This window comes from Aureisphaera galaxeae (assembly GCF_028561275.1).
GTDB classification, from domain to species: domain Bacteria; phylum Bacteroidota; class Bacteroidia; order Flavobacteriales; family Flavobacteriaceae; genus Aureisphaera; species Aureisphaera galaxeae.
The window spans coordinates 62008-75950 of the sequence record NZ_JAQQTF010000019.1 but is presented as its reverse complement, the minus strand read 5'-3'; the positions used below and the strand labels follow the sequence as shown (position 1 = coordinate 75950).

Genomic DNA, 13943 nt, shown 5'->3' with positions numbered 1-13943 from the left:
AGAAAAAAGCCCTATGGCCGAAGAAAATAAAAAACCTGAAGCTAAAAAACCGAAGTTTAACGCCTGGTGGATCTACATTGGCATCTTTGCACTTTTTGTAGGAATCCAATTTTTTGGAGGCGGAAGCTTAACACGCCCCAAGGATACGACCCAAAGAGAATTTGAAGAATACCTAAGGGCTGGTGATGTAGAGCGCATCTTAATCATAAATAAGACCAAGGCGCAAGTCTATCTTACGCCCGAAGCGCGACAGAAAGAAGAACACAAGCCCAAATCGGGCAGCACTATGTTCGCTCCCGGACCAAACGATCCGGTATACGAATTCGAAATTGGTGACCTTCAAAACTTCGAGAACAATTTTAACGGAATTAAGGAAGACAGTGGTCTGGCTACCTATGTAGAATGGAAGACAGACTCCAATATGTGGGGGGAACTATTGCTCACGCTTCTACCCTTTATTGTCATTATAGGAATTTGGATTTTCATCATGAGACGCATGTCTGCCGGTGGCGGTGGCGGTGCCGGTGGTCAGATTTTCAATATCGGAAAATCCAAAGCCAAACTATTTGATGAAAAGACCGACGTAAAAACTTCTTTTAAGGATGTTGCCGGTTTGGAAGGTGCAAAAGAAGAAGTACAAGAAATTGTGGACTTCCTTAAGAATCCGACAAAATATACTTCCTTGGGAGGAAAAATCCCGAAAGGAGCCCTTTTGGTAGGACCTCCGGGAACGGGTAAGACCTTATTGGCTAAAGCCGTAGCTGGAGAAGCCAAAGTACCTTTCTTCTCACTGTCTGGATCAGACTTCGTAGAGATGTTTGTAGGGGTGGGAGCTTCCCGTGTACGTGACTTGTTTAAGCAAGCCAAAGAGAAATCGCCTTCAATTATTTTTATCGATGAGATCGACGCCATTGGTCGTGCCCGAGGAAAAAATAATTTCTCCGGTTCTAACGACGAGCGTGAAAATACCTTGAACCAGTTATTGACCGAAATGGATGGTTTCGGAACCAATACCAACGTCATTGTATTGGCAGCTACGAACCGAGCGGATATTTTGGACAAGGCTTTAATGCGTGCTGGACGTTTCGACCGTCAGATTTATGTGGACCTTCCCGATGTACGTGAGCGAAAAGAGATTTTTGAAGTACACCTACGTCCTTTGAAGAAAGACGACTCCTTAGACACCGATTTCCTAGCAAAACAAACTCCTGGATTCTCCGGAGCCGATATTGCCAACGTATGTAACGAAGCGGCACTTATTGCAGCGCGGAATGATAAGAAAGCGGTTGGGAAGCAGGACTTCTTGGATGCGGTAGATAGAATCGTGGGTGGATTGGAAAAGAAAAATAAGATCATTACCCCCGAAGAGAAAAAAGCAATCGCTTTCCACGAAGCGGGTCATGCCACGGTAAGCTGGATGTTAGAACATGCCGCTCCATTGGTAAAAGTGACCATTGTCCCCAGAGGACAATCTTTGGGAGCTGCTTGGTACTTGCCAGAAGAGCGCCTAATTGTGCGCCCTGAGCAAATGCTGGATGAAATGTGTGCCACTATGGGAGGTCGTGCAGCAGAGAAAGTAATTTTCGACAAAATATCAACAGGAGCCTTGAGCGACCTAGAAAAGGTAACCAAGCAGGCAAGAGCTATGGTTACTATTTATGGATTGAACGATAAGATCGGAAACCTCACTTATTACGATTCGTCGGGTCAAACGGATTACAATTTCAGTAAACCGTATAGTGAGAAAACAGCCGAAATGATCGATAAGGAAATATCGAACATTATCGAAGCGCAGTACCAAAGAGCCATCGATCTTTTGCTCAAACATAAAGATAAACTCACCGAACTGGCCAATGAACTCCTTGAGAAAGAAGTTATTTTCAAGGAAAGTTTGGAGCGAATTTTTGGAAAGCGTCCCTTCGAAAAAGAAGAAGAGGCACCAGAACAGAAAATCGCTACCACGTAGTGCTTCAATTTTAACTTTTTGGGGTAGGAATGTTTGATTTTTTCTTACAAAACTTACCCTCAGATTTTATATATTTGAAGATTAACGTATAGAAACTCCTCAATTTAGGCCTTTATGAGTCTGTTTAAGAGACTTTTAAAATCGAGTGCGAAGTCGGAACCCAAGACCAAGAATTCTGACCATAGCAAGTACTTCCCGGAAGAGAAACTTCCTGTGGATGAGAAGTTTACTTACAACTTTAACAAAAACGGGGGCAAGTTTCTCTACTGCGAAAACTGGGACGAAATCTCCGAAGCTTTTGATAACATCCTCTTGGAAAATGACTGGTACGAGAAGGATGTTTTTTGTATCAATGACCAGCTGTGCGATAAGTTCGATGGGTACAACCTCAATTTTGGCAAAGGCTCCCAATCCTCCTTCTTTTTGTCCGATTGCGAATCGCTCGTAGCCAATAACGGTTCTATTTTGCTATCCTCAAATCAGATAAAAGAAAAGAAGTTGCACGAACTGCCAACGAATTTTGTCATTTTCGCAACCACGAGTCAATTGGTGGAAAGCATTAGCGAAGGATTGCGCATTATTAAAAACCAAAGCAGGCAGTACATTCCCAGTAATATTACTACAATTCAAGACTTCGAGAACGATAAGGAAAAAGACTTTATGAGTTATGGAAGTAGCACAAAAAACCTATATTTGCTGCTACTCGAAGACCTATAGTTTATGAAGGAACTCATCGTTCGCAGCATTTCGGGATTGCTCTATATCTCGATCATCCTATTTTCCATGTTTGCTTCACGAGAGTGGTTCTTGGTTCTTTTCTTTCTTTTAGGGGCCATCACGGTCTACGAGTTTCAAAAACTGGTTCATTTAAAGAGTTTTATCTCCTATGTCATCCTAGGAGTATTGTTGTATTTCCTAAGTTATACCGTATGGGATGAAAATGCCATTTACCTTTACTGTATCCTCGCCATATTCGTGAATCTTTTCTTGCTGAAAGATCTATTGGTGGTGGGTAAGATCATCCCCATGTTCGGCAGGAAAAAATACATTGCCCTTATCTTTTACCTCATCGCCGGTTTTACGTTTCTCACCTTGATTCCCTACCATAATGGAACGTATCAAGTATGGCTTATCATCGGTATCTTTATCCTTATCTGGGCCAATGACAGTTTTGCTTATTTGATTGGTAAGAATTTCGGGAAACGCAAGCTATTGGAGCGGGTATCTCCCAAAAAAACCGTAGAAGGGTTTATTGGAGGTTTTGCCGGGACTTTCTTGGCAGGATTTCTTATCTTTAACTATACCCAATTGCTCAGCTTGGGCGCTTGGTTTGCGATGGCAGTTATGGTCACCGTTTTAGGGACTTTGGGCGATCTTATACAGTCCAAATTTAAACGACAGGCTGGCGTTAAGGACAGCGGTTCTCTTATGCCCGGACATGGTGGCATCTACGACCGATTGGATAGCGTTATCTATGTTAGCCCATTTATTTATGCATTTTTAGAAATCGTGGATTATGTTTCATAAGGAAGGACACAAGATCATTATCATCACCTTTTTTATTGTGATTGGTGCCGCATTGGCCGTGAATCAATTTGTAACGTTAGAATGGCTCCGAATGCTGTTGCTCATTACGTTAATCGTACTTTTGGTACTGGTGCTTCAGTTTTTCCGAAACCCGAAACGAAATTTCAGTACGGACAAAAATCAGGTACTGTCTCCCGTAGATGGAAAAGTGGTGGTGATTGAAGAAGTATTCGAGAAAGAATATTTCAAAGATAAACGCCTTCAGATTTCAGTGTTTATGAATCCGCTGAATGTGCACGTAACGCGATATCCGGTAGGAGGCGACGTTACCTTCAGCAAATACCATCCCGGAAAATACCTTGTGGCATGGCACCCAAAAGCCAGTGAGGAAAACGAACGAACCACTGTGGTAGTAAAAAGCGAAGAGTTTGGTGAAGTGTTGCATCGACAAATAGCCGGTGCTCTCGCCAAACGAATCGTAAATTATGCCGAAGAAGGACAGAACGTAACACAAACCAATGACAGCGGTTTTATAAAATTTGGTTCACGGGTAGATGTATTCCTCCCCTTAGATGCCAACGTACAAGTTTCATTGAATGAAAAAGTTAAAGGAGGACTCAGCGTCCTTGCAACTACTTAATGCATGACCTCCGAAGAATTGGATATCGCCTTTACCAATGCCGTGGAAAGTATTAACAAACACATCGATCCTTTCCCGGCCGATGTCTTATTGAAACTATATGCCTATTACAAGCATGCCACCAACGACCAATCCTCCCCTGGCAGTAGCAATCCTCTTATAAATGCCTTTAAAACCAATGCCCTGTTCCAAACCCAGGGACTCACGGCAGAAGAAGCCAAGAGGCTCTATGTAGAAACAGTGAATCATTATTTCTTGTACAGGAAGTAGTCTAAATTCATCAATAACAGGAAGCTTTTCCATTTAGCACTCCCTAAAAACGTATCTTGGTAAAAGTAACTTTCATTAGCACTACCATGAGATCATTTCACATTGTACTTTCTCTATTATTTATTAGCACTACTGCCCTAGCACAGACTATTGAAGATTTTGTAAAAGAAGGGATTCAATACCACGACGGTGGTGAATTCGACAAAGCCATTGCTACCTATCAAAAAGCCTTGGAAATAGATCCCAATTCGGCTTTGGTGCACTACGAATTGGCGCTGAGTTATTTTTCGAAGGCAGATTATGAAAAAGTAATAGAACATTCGGATAACGTACTGGAACAAAATGGGGATTATATGATACAAGCCTACCTTACCAAAGGATCTGCTTTGGACGTCATGGGCAATACCGATGCCTCCATCAAATTTTTTGAAGAGGCCATTCAGAAGACGGAGGGGCATTATCTGCTGTATTACAACCTGGCCATAAATTATTACAAGCTGGGCGATTTAGACAATGCCGAATCTAACGTCATGGGAGGTATTCAGTTTAACCCCAATCATGCGAGCAGCCATTTAATGTTGGCCACGATTCATAACGGGAGGGGAAACAAAGTACAGACCTTATTAACTTCCTACTACTTTTTGTTTCTGGAACCCGACTCGAAACGTTCTCCAGCCGTATTTTCCATGCTACAGGAAAATTTGGGCGGCAATGTTAGTGAGGACAAGGAAGATCCCAACAATATAAATATCTTGCTTAATCCGGGTGGTGATAGTGAATTTGGCGCTGCCGAATTAATGATCTCCCTGTTGGAAGCCTCCAAAACCCTAGAAGAAAACAAGGGTAAAACCGAAGACGAAATGTTTGTGCAAAACACAGAGTCTTTCTTTAAGATTCTTGGAGAACTTTCTGAAAAGGATAAAAAGGAAGGTATTTGGTGGGGCTTCTATATCCCCTATTTCTACGAACTGGCAAAAAGTGATCACATGGAGACGTATTGCAAATACATTACCAGTGGCGTGAATGAAAATTCTTTTCAATGGCTTGGTGAAAATGAAGCGAAATTAATTGCCTTCGACAATTGGTTGCAGGGTAATTAATGGCGAACGTAACTTTTGGAAAGAAAACAACACCTATCTAACTAAACGCTCTTAATGAAATATATCATACTACCACTTCTGTTTCTGGTCTCCATAGCCTCAGCGCAACAATCCGAAAAGTACGATCTACAATGGAAGGTAACAGACACGCTTACTTATAAAACGATTATGGATGAGAAGCATGTACCTACAGAAGGCAAAGAAATGAAAATGGATTCCTTGTTCGGGGAATTGGGTAAGTCTTTTGATAAAATGCGATCTCAAGCATCCAAACTAAAATATGCATCAAAACTATTTAATGACTGCCGTGGAAATATAGACATCGTAATGGAAGTGGTTCGGGAGGAAGAAGATACTACCGACAATATGTTTACTAGTATGGTTTCAATGAATGGAAATGTGATGCTTAGGGGAAAGATAAGTCCTGCCGGTGAATTACTGAGCCATTACTACAATACTTCCCAAAGTAATCTCATTGCGTTGTTATTCGAATTACCTTCGAAACCCGTTGCCATAGGTGAGAAATGGCATCTTCAGGTAGATTTAATCGCTATGGATCAGAATTTTGTGGGAGAAGAGTTTTCAAAAGAAAACGAGGTGTTCATAGAGGAGATTAGAGAAAAAAATGGTGATACTGTAGCAGTGATAAAATACAATATCGCAGAATATGTATCTGGCACTTTTGGAAATGCCGCAATGAGCTTATTTGGCGAAGCCAAGGAACAGAACATCTACATGAAAATGACGCATAAAGCGACCGCTCTATTTTCCATTGAAAAAGGAAGATGGTTAGAATACAAAGGAAATACGGAGATTGACACCAATTTCTCCCTTTTGGGAAGTGGAGGTGTAAGAACCACTGTTTTTGAACTGATTCCTGAATAATTCCCCACCATGATTCCATCCAATCCCAATCTAGGTTCCAGCATAGCCGTGGTCGGAGGCTTTCTGTTTTTATTGCTATTACCTTTCGATCAGTTATTGACGCCCTTTGGATTGAACGAATTCAAAATGCAATACATTGGGGACATTTTGAAGAATTCGGTCATTATTATTGGGGGAATTTTTCTCATTATCCAATTTGGATACACCAAGATTTCCGGACTTACCCAGTTTAAGCCCAAACATACTATTCTGGTTCTCATCCCTCTCTATTTCATTCTTGCGGGCCCAGCCGAATATATCGTATTGGGGTATCAATTTGATAATGTAAATCCTATCAATGTTCTGATCCTATTTCTGGCCATGATGTCGGTAGGTTTTTCGGAAGAGATCATTTTTCGTGGGTTTGTTTTACCCCATCTCATTAAGGGAGCGCATTCGGAGCAGTCATTACTTGCGCCCATTGTACTTTCTGCCTTCATGTTTGGGGTATTGCATTTTTTCAATCTATTCCAAACCGACTCGCATTTTGTCACAGTACTGGCCCAAGTGATTTATGCAACCATGTTCGGGGTGGGATTCGCCATTATGCTATTGCGAACAGGCAGTATTTATCCCATCGGATTTTTGCATGGTATTATCAATTTCGCTTCCAACTGGGATGATTTACCAGGCACTGTGATCACTAAGGAAATTGCCAACTTCAGAACCTACGAGGCCATTGTAAGTGTGCTCATCGTACTACCCTTCTTCTTTTATATGCTTAAACAGCTTCCAAAAATCGATCGAAAATCCCTGATGGAGCGTTACAACACCTAGGCGTCTTTTACTCAAACAGACATCCAAGAGCTAAAAAAATCTTAAAACGTTTTTTTAGTTATGATTCCTTACTATATTTACACCGCAATAATGCATTAACCAAAATAAATAATACAATGAGCAAATCCATTTTTTATCACGCCGGTTGTCCTGTATGCGTAAGCGCAGAACATGACATCCTCGAACTTGTCGGATCCGAAAACGTAGAAGTTGTACACCTTGGAGAAGATACATCTCGAATCCCCGAAGCAGAGACCACGGGAGTACAATCCGTTCCAGCGTTGGTAACCCCTAACGGTAACGCCCTGCACATCAATTTCGGTGCTTCCATGGCCGACTTGAAAGCTTAATTTTTTTAACCCTAAAAGTTAGGAATCCTAACTTTTAGGGTGATAACCTTTAAATTCCTAAATGATGAAATTAAACACAATCATAGCAAGTATGCTACTTATCTTGAGCGCAACGCTTTCGTCTTGCGCTCAGGAGAGCCCCTACAATACTGACGACTTTCAAATTACTGAAGTCAGTGTGACTCACCATCCCGACTTTTCCATAACGGTTTGGGAAATGACCGTTACAGGCAGTGCCGGAAATACAATTCCTGTTAAAAATGGGCAATTAGATGGCGCTCCTGTTTTAGGCTATGTATTTCCCACCACATTAGCTGCTACCGATGTGGGATTCAGCCAAACCGAGGGAATCGTTGCTTTGGCCCTTACCTCTCACCCGGATTTCGACGACACTCCTTTATGGGATGAGAACAATGATGCAGATTACGCCAATGACGGTGTTATTTGGCATCCCCACTGGGTCGTTTTGGTAACGGACGAACGGGTTGCCGGAGGTCTTTCGGTAAAACAATTTAAAAAGGCCGACGAAACCGTTGTACTCCCTCCTACCAATCCCGGTATGCCCATGTACATGGACTCCCCTGGATATCCAGTAACGGCAAAGAACAACACCATAAGAGTGGTAGTACCCGATTACCGCATGAATCGCAAAATCGACTTCAGTTTTGATGGAGTTACCGCCTTTATGCAAGTAAACACCAGTAAAGAAGACCTTCCCATGTTAGGCGTATATGCAGTATTCGGCGTGGCAAGTGGGGATCTGTCCCTACCTTATAAAGTAAAGCAATAGATTATGAGAGTAGCTGTTTGGGACACCTATGTAACGCGAAATGATGGTCGTGTCATGCATTTCGACATTTTGGTACCGCACGAGGTTACCGACGAACACACTGTTTTTGAATATGGAATGGATTACTTGAAGCGGAAGTCTGTTTCTTCACAAAAGCTGAGCACCAAGGAGTGTCGCTTCTGTCACATGGAAGAAGCACTACCTGCCATCGCCCACGAAATTGAATCCAAAGGATATGATATTATCGAAATGGAAAATTGCGATTAGTTTAATTAGGATTACTAACTTAGCCTGCCGTTTCCCATGTAACGGTGGGCTTCTACTATGAAAGACAACAGTTTTAACCCAGAGCAACAGCAGGTGGATATTTCCAGCAAGATCATTGCAGGTTTCGATCGTATTTCGGAAGTTTTCAAGGTCTTACTTTGGGAAAAAGCAAAGGCCATGGGCCTTAGTCCCATTCAGATTCGGATTCTCATTTTCGTTGCCTTTCACAAAGAAGCACTTTGCAATGTGAGTCATCTGTCTAAAGAATTCAACGTGACTAAACCTACCATTAGCGACGCGGTGAAGGTATTGGATAGAAAGGGACTCATCATCAAGGATTTTTCTTCTCCGGATAGTCGAAGCTACACCATCCTGCTATCTGCAGCTGGTGAAAAGATCGTTTCCGAAAGTCAGGATTTTGCTGGGCCATTAAAGGCACAAATCGACACCCTCGATCCAGCGGACCAAGAAGCTATCTTCCAAACCCTAAGTAAGTTGATCTTTCAACTGAACCAAAAAGGGATATTGGCCGTACAGCGCACTTGCTTTAAGTGCAGGTTCTACGAAAAAAATGGCAATGGGGATTATTGCAATTTATTGGAAAAGCCCTTGGCGAGTAAGGATATTCGATTGGACTGTCCGGAATATCAAGACAAGTAGCCATTAGAGAGCAATCGACTGATTACAAGATAGATAAACTTAATTTATCTAAATCTTCTTATCTTTATTGAAACCTAACCACTGACATTTTGATTCCCTGCCCTACCGTCAGTTCAAAAGTCGTATATATGAAAATACAAACCTATCTTCCCCTAATTGTATTGCTATTACTTTTTGGATGCAAAGAACGAGCACAAGAAACCGAGACAGTCGTTATAGCCGAACGCATCTCTTTGGGTTGTGCCCCTCCGGTGCTGTCTGATAAAGATTGGTACAAAATTGATAATGCTGCACCCATCATTGAAGGGCTCGATGTACTTCACTTTCCCGTCACTACCCAGGACACTTTAGTACAACGCTACTTTAACCAAGGACTAATCCTGGCCTATGGGTTCAATCATGCCGAAGCAGCGCGTTCCTTTTACTACGCCACAAAACTGGATCCCAATTGCGCCATGGCCTATTGGGGATATGCCTATGTGTTGGGGCCCAATTACAATGCTGGGATGGAAAGTGATAATTATGAAAGGGCCTATGACGCCATTCAGAAGGCCCTAGAATTATCAAAAGACAACGCCACCCTCAAGGAAAAAAAGTTGATAGAAGCTCTGGCAAAACGCTATGTCAAGGAACCAGTAGCGGATAGAATGCCTTTGGATAAAGCCTATTCGAAAGCGATGAAAGGAGTTTTTGAAGCTTATCCAGAAGATGCTGATGTAGGCTGTCTTTACGTAGAATCGCTAATGAATCTTCATCCCTGGGATCTATGGGACATAGAAGGTGCTCCCAAGGCATGGACACCAAAAATTATATCCGAGTTCGATAACTTGTTTACCATCGACTCCCTTCACCCAGGTGCGCATCATTTCTACATACATGCTGTAGAGGCATCTGCGAGCCCAGAACGAGGATTACGAAGTGCCCAATTGTACGACGATGATCTAGTTCCAGGGGCTGGACATCTAGTCCATATGCCCTCCCACATTTACATACGAACGGGTGACTATCATAAAGGCACCTTGGCCAATATACGGTCCGTGGCGGTGGATAGTTCTTACCTAACTACCTGTCATGCTCAAGGGACCTATCCATTAACCCTGTATCCGCATAACTATCATTTTCTTGCCGCGACAGCTACCTTAGAAGGAAATAGTGAATTAGGTATCATGGCTGCTCAGAAAGTAGCAGAAAACGCGAATAAGGCATTAATGAAAATGGACGGATGGGGTACCATTCAGCATTATTATACCATCCCTTACTACGTCATGGTGAAATTTGGAAAGTGGGAAGAAATCCTGGCCATGGAAAATAAAGGGGTTTCCCTGAAATATCCGGATGCCATTCGTCATTATGCACATGGCATGGCCTATGTTGGATTAAAGGACTTAGACAAAGCGAAGCAAGAATTAGTGGCACTACAGGGGTATGCGGAAGACAAAGGCTTGGAAACAGTCACCATTTGGGATTTCAACAATGTCCACCAATTATTGCAAATTGCCTCACGGGTTTTGGAGGCTGATATTTTGGCCAGCGAAGGCAACTACGGCGAAAGTATTAACTTATTGAAAGAGGCGGTTGCCCTAGAAGACGCTTTGGTATATCAGGAACCGCCCGATTGGTTCTTTTCGGTACGACATAATTTAGGAGCCATTCAGCTAAAAGCAGGAAATTATGAAGATGCCATTGCAACCTATGAAGAGGACCTAAAAACCTATCCCAAAAATGGCTGGTCCTTGCATGGATTACAACAGGCCTACCAACAATTAAATGACACGGAAAAATTTAGCGAAACTTCGGAAAAACTGGAAACCATTTGGGCCACAGCCGATATTGAACTCGAAAGTTCGAAAATGGAATAGTCCTTAGTTTTCCAGTACGGCAAGGTAAAGATTCAAAAAACAGAATCCAGCGTTGCTGATATCGGGGTGACAATCAAAGCTGGATTCTATTTTAATTAATTGGAAAGGACTATTCTTGTTGCAAGGCCTAATTTAATTGTTCAAAAGCAGTTTGATTACGGCCTCTCCCACTGCTGTAGACGACTTATTATTCTGGCCTGTTATAAGCTCTCTATCCACAACAAGATGCGGAGCCCAGTCTTGTGTGCCTTTAGAATACTGGCCTCCTGCATAGGTCATCGCGTTCTCTGGCCAGTAGAACAACTGGTCACCACCTAAGTAATATTGGGTGGCAATCGTCTCTTCCGAATTGCTAAATACGGTCATGTTATAGCCTTCGTAAATCCAACCTTTTCCGGGCTTTGCTTTTTTTCCTGCTTTCAACTCAGCCTCAAATTCCTTGCTATTTGGCAGGGAAGATAAAAGTGCTACCGGGCCATGGCATACCAAACCCGTTGGTTTTGATTCGGAATGGAAATGATTCAAAAACTTACCCAATAATTCGTTTGCGACCAAGTCGCCTAAAGGGGCATGCCCCCCAGGCATAAATATGGCATCAAAATTTTCAATACCCATTTGCTCTATACGAGCGAAACTTACGACTGGACTATGTGCTTTATCGGTTAGCATTAAGCGATTAAATAAAGCCTTGTGTTCATTGTAGTTTTCCTGACTCGTATTTAGAAAATGATCCGGTGTATCCGATACGGGATCCAATGTTGGGGCTAGACCAGTTGGTGTGGCAAAAGTCAACGTATGACCTGCATCCATAAATATTCTTACTGGTTCCATAAGTTCATTCAGATAAAAACCTGTCTTGTAGTCGTATCCACCTTTCAGTTTCATTTCCGAAACTTCGGAGATAACGACCAAGATATTCGCTGCAAAAACCGCTTGAAAATTTATAAGAGCGGTTAATACGAAAAGAAATGTTACTTTTTTCATAACTATAAACTTTGTTCAATAAATTAATTTTAAAATGACCCCTAGCGATTGTTCTAAAGGGGTTGAAAATCTTACCAAGCTATTTCCTCACCATTGTGTACGAATTTGCCTGTGAAATCTGCGGAGGACAAGCTCACGGAGGTCTTGGCACCGTCCGTTGCTTCTAATGGAGCATTCTTACCTCCCAAATCGGTTTTTACCCATCCAGGATGTGCCGAATTTACTTTGATATTTGTGTCCTTTAAGGCAGCCGCCAAATGCACTGTAAATGAATTCAAGGCCGCTTTAGATGCATTGTAGGCAAATGGTTTAATTCCGCTCCAAGGAGAGCTCTCGTCGCTTTGTACGGTATTAGATCCCAAAATGCTCGAAACATTAATAATCCTTCCGGATTCGCTTTTCTTAAGAAGAGGCAACAATTTTTGTGTAAGATGTACCAGACTGAAGAAGTTCACATCAAATGTTTCCTTTAATACTTCTGCTTCTACAATTTCCGCGGTATTTACACCCCCAGGCTCTCCATTATGCATGATTCCCGCATTGTTGACTAATACATCCAATTTGCCATAATCGGTCGAAATGTGTTCGACCAACTCATCTACTTCGGTGTCATCTGTAACTTCTAATTGTACGAATGCTACATCCAGCCCTTCATCTTTCAATTTTTGAACGGCTACCGTACCTCTTTCCTTATTCCGAGAAGCCATCAACACCCGTGCACCCTCTCTTGCCAACTGTCGGGCAGTTTCCAGGCCTAAGCCTTTGTTTGCTCCCGTTACCAATACGATTCTTTTCATTTGATCACGATTTTAAGTTTCACTTTGCAAGTGTAAGCAATAAGTGATATTAAATGAAATAGCTTAATTTGCATTGTGATATAAAAAAATTAATATCTATGGTGAATCTAGAATGGTACAGGACTTTTAAAGCCGTATATAAGCATCGAAATTATTCAAAAGCCGCAGAAGAGTTATTCATGAGTCAACCAGCCGTAAGCAATCAAATGAGTATGCTCGAGGCCTATGTCGGCCACAAACTGTTCATAAGGAAATCCAAGGGTGTAGAAGCTACAGAGAATGCCAAATTTTTGAATAACCTTATCATTGAATCCCTTGACACCCTAGAGGAAGTGGAATCCATGTACAGTCGGAGTGTGAAGAAAGAAGAAAAACTATATGTCTTGGGAATAAGCGAACATTTGTATAAAAGTTTCCTATCTAACAAACTAACCCGCTTTAAACATTTAAGTATCCGATTTGAAGAAATAAACGAGAAACTCTTTGACCTTGTAAATCAGCAAGAAATTGATGCTGCAATTATTCATCAAGAAATAGAAACCTTTGATACCCTCTCCCATAAAATTCTAAGTTCTCCTTTGGTCATTGTTGGACACCCCAACATTGATACAACCGAACTCGATAGGCACATAAAAAAAGAAGATCTACGTAACGTTCAACATTGGCTAGAACAACAAACCTGGTTCTCACACATGTCCACCAACCCTTTTATTAAGCTGTTCTGGCTACATTGCTTTAATAAGAGAAGACCCAAAGTTTTCACAAACTATATAATCCCCAATGAATACTTCATGCTTCAAGAACTGACCAAAACAGAAGGGATTTGTGTTACCTTATTGGAAAATGCCAAAGAATTTCTCAAGAATAAATCACTTAAATTAATATGGGAATCGAGCGAATATCCTGAGAGGGATTATTTCCTAATAGCACACAAAAAGAAGCAGCACTTTTTTGAACTAATGAAGAATCTCTAATTAAAATAACAAAGAAGCGATCGTCATTTACAAACAGTAAGACACCTAATCCTACATT

Annotated in this window: 16 protein-coding genes; 14 read left to right on the top strand and 2 right to left on the bottom strand. The window is 41.7% G+C overall.

Annotated elements, in window-relative coordinates:
- Positions 1 to 13: 13 nt before the first annotated feature.
- The 13 genes from ftsH (at position 14) to POV27_RS18825 (ending at position 11130) form a co-directional block, all read left to right on the top strand.
- Entirely contained in the window at positions 14 to 1966 is a 1953-nt protein-coding gene (ftsH, locus tag POV27_RS18885; RefSeq protein WP_272864358.1) for an ATP-dependent zinc metalloprotease FtsH, read from the top strand.
- 114 nt (positions 1967 to 2080) lie between these two features.
- The gene (locus tag POV27_RS18880; protein ID WP_272864357.1) at positions 2081 to 2683 is read left to right on the top strand and encodes an LUD domain-containing protein; all 603 of its coding nucleotides are present in this window, start codon (positions 2081 to 2083) and stop codon (positions 2681 to 2683) included.
- Positions 2684 to 2686: 3 nt separating this feature from the next.
- Complete coding sequence (locus POV27_RS18875; RefSeq protein ID WP_272864356.1) at positions 2687 to 3493, top strand: phosphatidate cytidylyltransferase; 807 nt, start codon at positions 2687 to 2689, stop codon at positions 3491 to 3493.
- Positions 3483 to 4133: a phosphatidylserine decarboxylase family protein gene (locus POV27_RS18870; RefSeq protein ID WP_272864355.1), complete on the top strand. Its 651-nt coding sequence runs from the start codon at positions 3483 to 3485 to the stop codon at positions 4131 to 4133. The genes POV27_RS18875 and POV27_RS18870 overlap by 11 nt, the downstream gene beginning before the upstream one ends.
- 3 nt (positions 4134 to 4136) lie before the next feature.
- Complete coding sequence (locus tag POV27_RS18865; protein ID WP_272864354.1) at positions 4137 to 4403, top strand: acyl-CoA-binding protein; 267 nt, start codon at positions 4137 to 4139, stop codon at positions 4401 to 4403.
- Between the two features lie 86 nt (positions 4404 to 4489).
- Complete coding sequence (locus POV27_RS18860; RefSeq protein ID WP_272864353.1) at positions 4490 to 5503, top strand: tetratricopeptide repeat protein; 1014 nt, start codon at positions 4490 to 4492, stop codon at positions 5501 to 5503.
- Positions 5504 to 5557: 54 nt separating this feature from the next.
- Positions 5558 to 6388: a hypothetical protein gene (locus POV27_RS18855; RefSeq protein WP_272864352.1), complete on the top strand. Its 831-nt coding sequence runs from the start codon at positions 5558 to 5560 to the stop codon at positions 6386 to 6388.
- Positions 6389 to 6397: 9 nt separating this feature from the next.
- On the top strand, positions 6398 to 7204 hold the full coding sequence (locus POV27_RS18850; RefSeq protein WP_272864351.1) for a CPBP family intramembrane glutamic endopeptidase: 807 nt from the start codon (positions 6398 to 6400) through the stop codon (positions 7202 to 7204).
- A 116-nt stretch (positions 7205 to 7320) separates the two neighbouring features.
- Entirely contained in the window at positions 7321 to 7554 is a 234-nt protein-coding gene (locus POV27_RS18845) for a thioredoxin family protein (protein ID WP_272864350.1), read from the top strand.
- Between the two features lie 61 nt (positions 7555 to 7615).
- On the top strand, positions 7616 to 8344 hold the full coding sequence (locus POV27_RS18840) for a hypothetical protein (protein ID WP_336375848.1): 729 nt from the start codon (positions 7616 to 7618) through the stop codon (positions 8342 to 8344).
- A 3-nt stretch (positions 8345 to 8347) separates the two neighbouring features.
- Positions 8348 to 8611 carry a DUF2024 family protein gene (locus POV27_RS18835; protein WP_272864349.1) on the top strand — a complete coding sequence of 88 codons (264 nt, stop codon included), beginning with the start codon at positions 8348 to 8350 and terminating at the stop codon, positions 8609 to 8611.
- 57 nt (positions 8612 to 8668) lie between these two features.
- The gene (locus POV27_RS18830) at positions 8669 to 9271 is read left to right on the top strand and encodes a MarR family winged helix-turn-helix transcriptional regulator (RefSeq protein WP_272864348.1); all 603 of its coding nucleotides are present in this window, start codon (positions 8669 to 8671) and stop codon (positions 9269 to 9271) included.
- Between the two features lie 128 nt (positions 9272 to 9399).
- Entirely contained in the window at positions 9400 to 11130 is a 1731-nt protein-coding gene (locus POV27_RS18825) for a tetratricopeptide repeat protein (RefSeq protein WP_272864347.1), read from the top strand.
- 132 nt (positions 11131 to 11262) lie between these two features.
- Here POV27_RS18825 and POV27_RS18820 read toward each other — a convergent pair whose 3' ends face one another.
- Both POV27_RS18820 and POV27_RS18815 read right to left on the bottom strand, forming a co-directional pair.
- Positions 11263 to 12114, bottom strand: a complete 852-nt coding sequence (locus tag POV27_RS18820; RefSeq protein WP_272864346.1) for a type 1 glutamine amidotransferase domain-containing protein — start codon at positions 12112 to 12114, stop codon at positions 11263 to 11265.
- A gap of 71 nt (positions 12115 to 12185) precedes the next feature.
- On the bottom strand, positions 12186 to 12911 hold the full coding sequence (locus POV27_RS18815; protein ID WP_272864345.1) for an SDR family oxidoreductase: 726 nt from the start codon (positions 12909 to 12911) through the stop codon (positions 12186 to 12188).
- A 98-nt stretch (positions 12912 to 13009) separates the two neighbouring features.
- Between POV27_RS18815 and POV27_RS18810 the strand changes: the two genes are divergently transcribed.
- The gene (locus POV27_RS18810; protein WP_272864344.1) at positions 13010 to 13885 is read left to right on the top strand and encodes a LysR family transcriptional regulator; all 876 of its coding nucleotides are present in this window, start codon (positions 13010 to 13012) and stop codon (positions 13883 to 13885) included.
- The last annotated feature ends 58 nt before the right edge of the window (positions 13886 to 13943 follow it).

What these genes read in the sequence shown, in the direction of transcription:
- POV27_RS18855 (WP_272864352.1), top strand. Translation starts at nt 5,558, where the DNA reads ATGAAATATATCATACTACCACTTCTGTTTCTGGTCTCCATAGCCTCA.
- POV27_RS18880 (WP_272864357.1), top strand. Translation starts at nt 2,081, where the DNA reads ATGAGTCTGTTTAAGAGACTTTTAAAATCGAGTGCGAAGTCGGAACCC.
- POV27_RS18845 (WP_272864350.1), top strand. Translation starts at nt 7,321, where the DNA reads ATGAGCAAATCCATTTTTTATCACGCCGGTTGTCCTGTATGCGTAAGC.
- POV27_RS18850 (WP_272864351.1), top strand. Translation starts at nt 6,398, where the DNA reads ATGATTCCATCCAATCCCAATCTAGGTTCCAGCATAGCCGTGGTCGGA.
- POV27_RS18835 (WP_272864349.1), top strand. Translation starts at nt 8,348, where the DNA reads ATGAGAGTAGCTGTTTGGGACACCTATGTAACGCGAAATGATGGTCGT.
- POV27_RS18830 (WP_272864348.1), top strand. Translation starts at nt 8,669, where the DNA reads ATGAAAGACAACAGTTTTAACCCAGAGCAACAGCAGGTGGATATTTCC.
- POV27_RS18865 (WP_272864354.1), top strand. Translation starts at nt 4,137, where the DNA reads ATGACCTCCGAAGAATTGGATATCGCCTTTACCAATGCCGTGGAAAGT.
- POV27_RS18815 (WP_272864345.1), bottom strand. Translation starts at nt 12,911, where the DNA reads ATGAAAAGAATCGTATTGGTAACGGGAGCAAACAAAGGCTTAGGCCTG.
- POV27_RS18825 (WP_272864347.1), top strand. Translation starts at nt 9,400, where the DNA reads ATGAAAATACAAACCTATCTTCCCCTAATTGTATTGCTATTACTTTTT.
- POV27_RS18860 (WP_272864353.1), top strand. Translation starts at nt 4,490, where the DNA reads ATGAGATCATTTCACATTGTACTTTCTCTATTATTTATTAGCACTACT.
- POV27_RS18875 (WP_272864356.1), top strand. Translation starts at nt 2,687, where the DNA reads ATGAAGGAACTCATCGTTCGCAGCATTTCGGGATTGCTCTATATCTCG.
- ftsH (WP_272864358.1), top strand. Translation starts at nt 14, where the DNA reads ATGGCCGAAGAAAATAAAAAACCTGAAGCTAAAAAACCGAAGTTTAAC.
- POV27_RS18810 (WP_272864344.1), top strand. Translation starts at nt 13,010, where the DNA reads ATGGTGAATCTAGAATGGTACAGGACTTTTAAAGCCGTATATAAGCAT.
- POV27_RS18820 (WP_272864346.1), bottom strand. Translation starts at nt 12,114, where the DNA reads ATGAAAAAAGTAACATTTCTTTTCGTATTAACCGCTCTTATAAATTTT.
- POV27_RS18870 (WP_272864355.1), top strand. Translation starts at nt 3,483, where the DNA reads ATGTTTCATAAGGAAGGACACAAGATCATTATCATCACCTTTTTTATT.
- POV27_RS18840 (WP_336375848.1), top strand. Translation starts at nt 7,616, where the DNA reads ATGATGAAATTAAACACAATCATAGCAAGTATGCTACTTATCTTGAGC.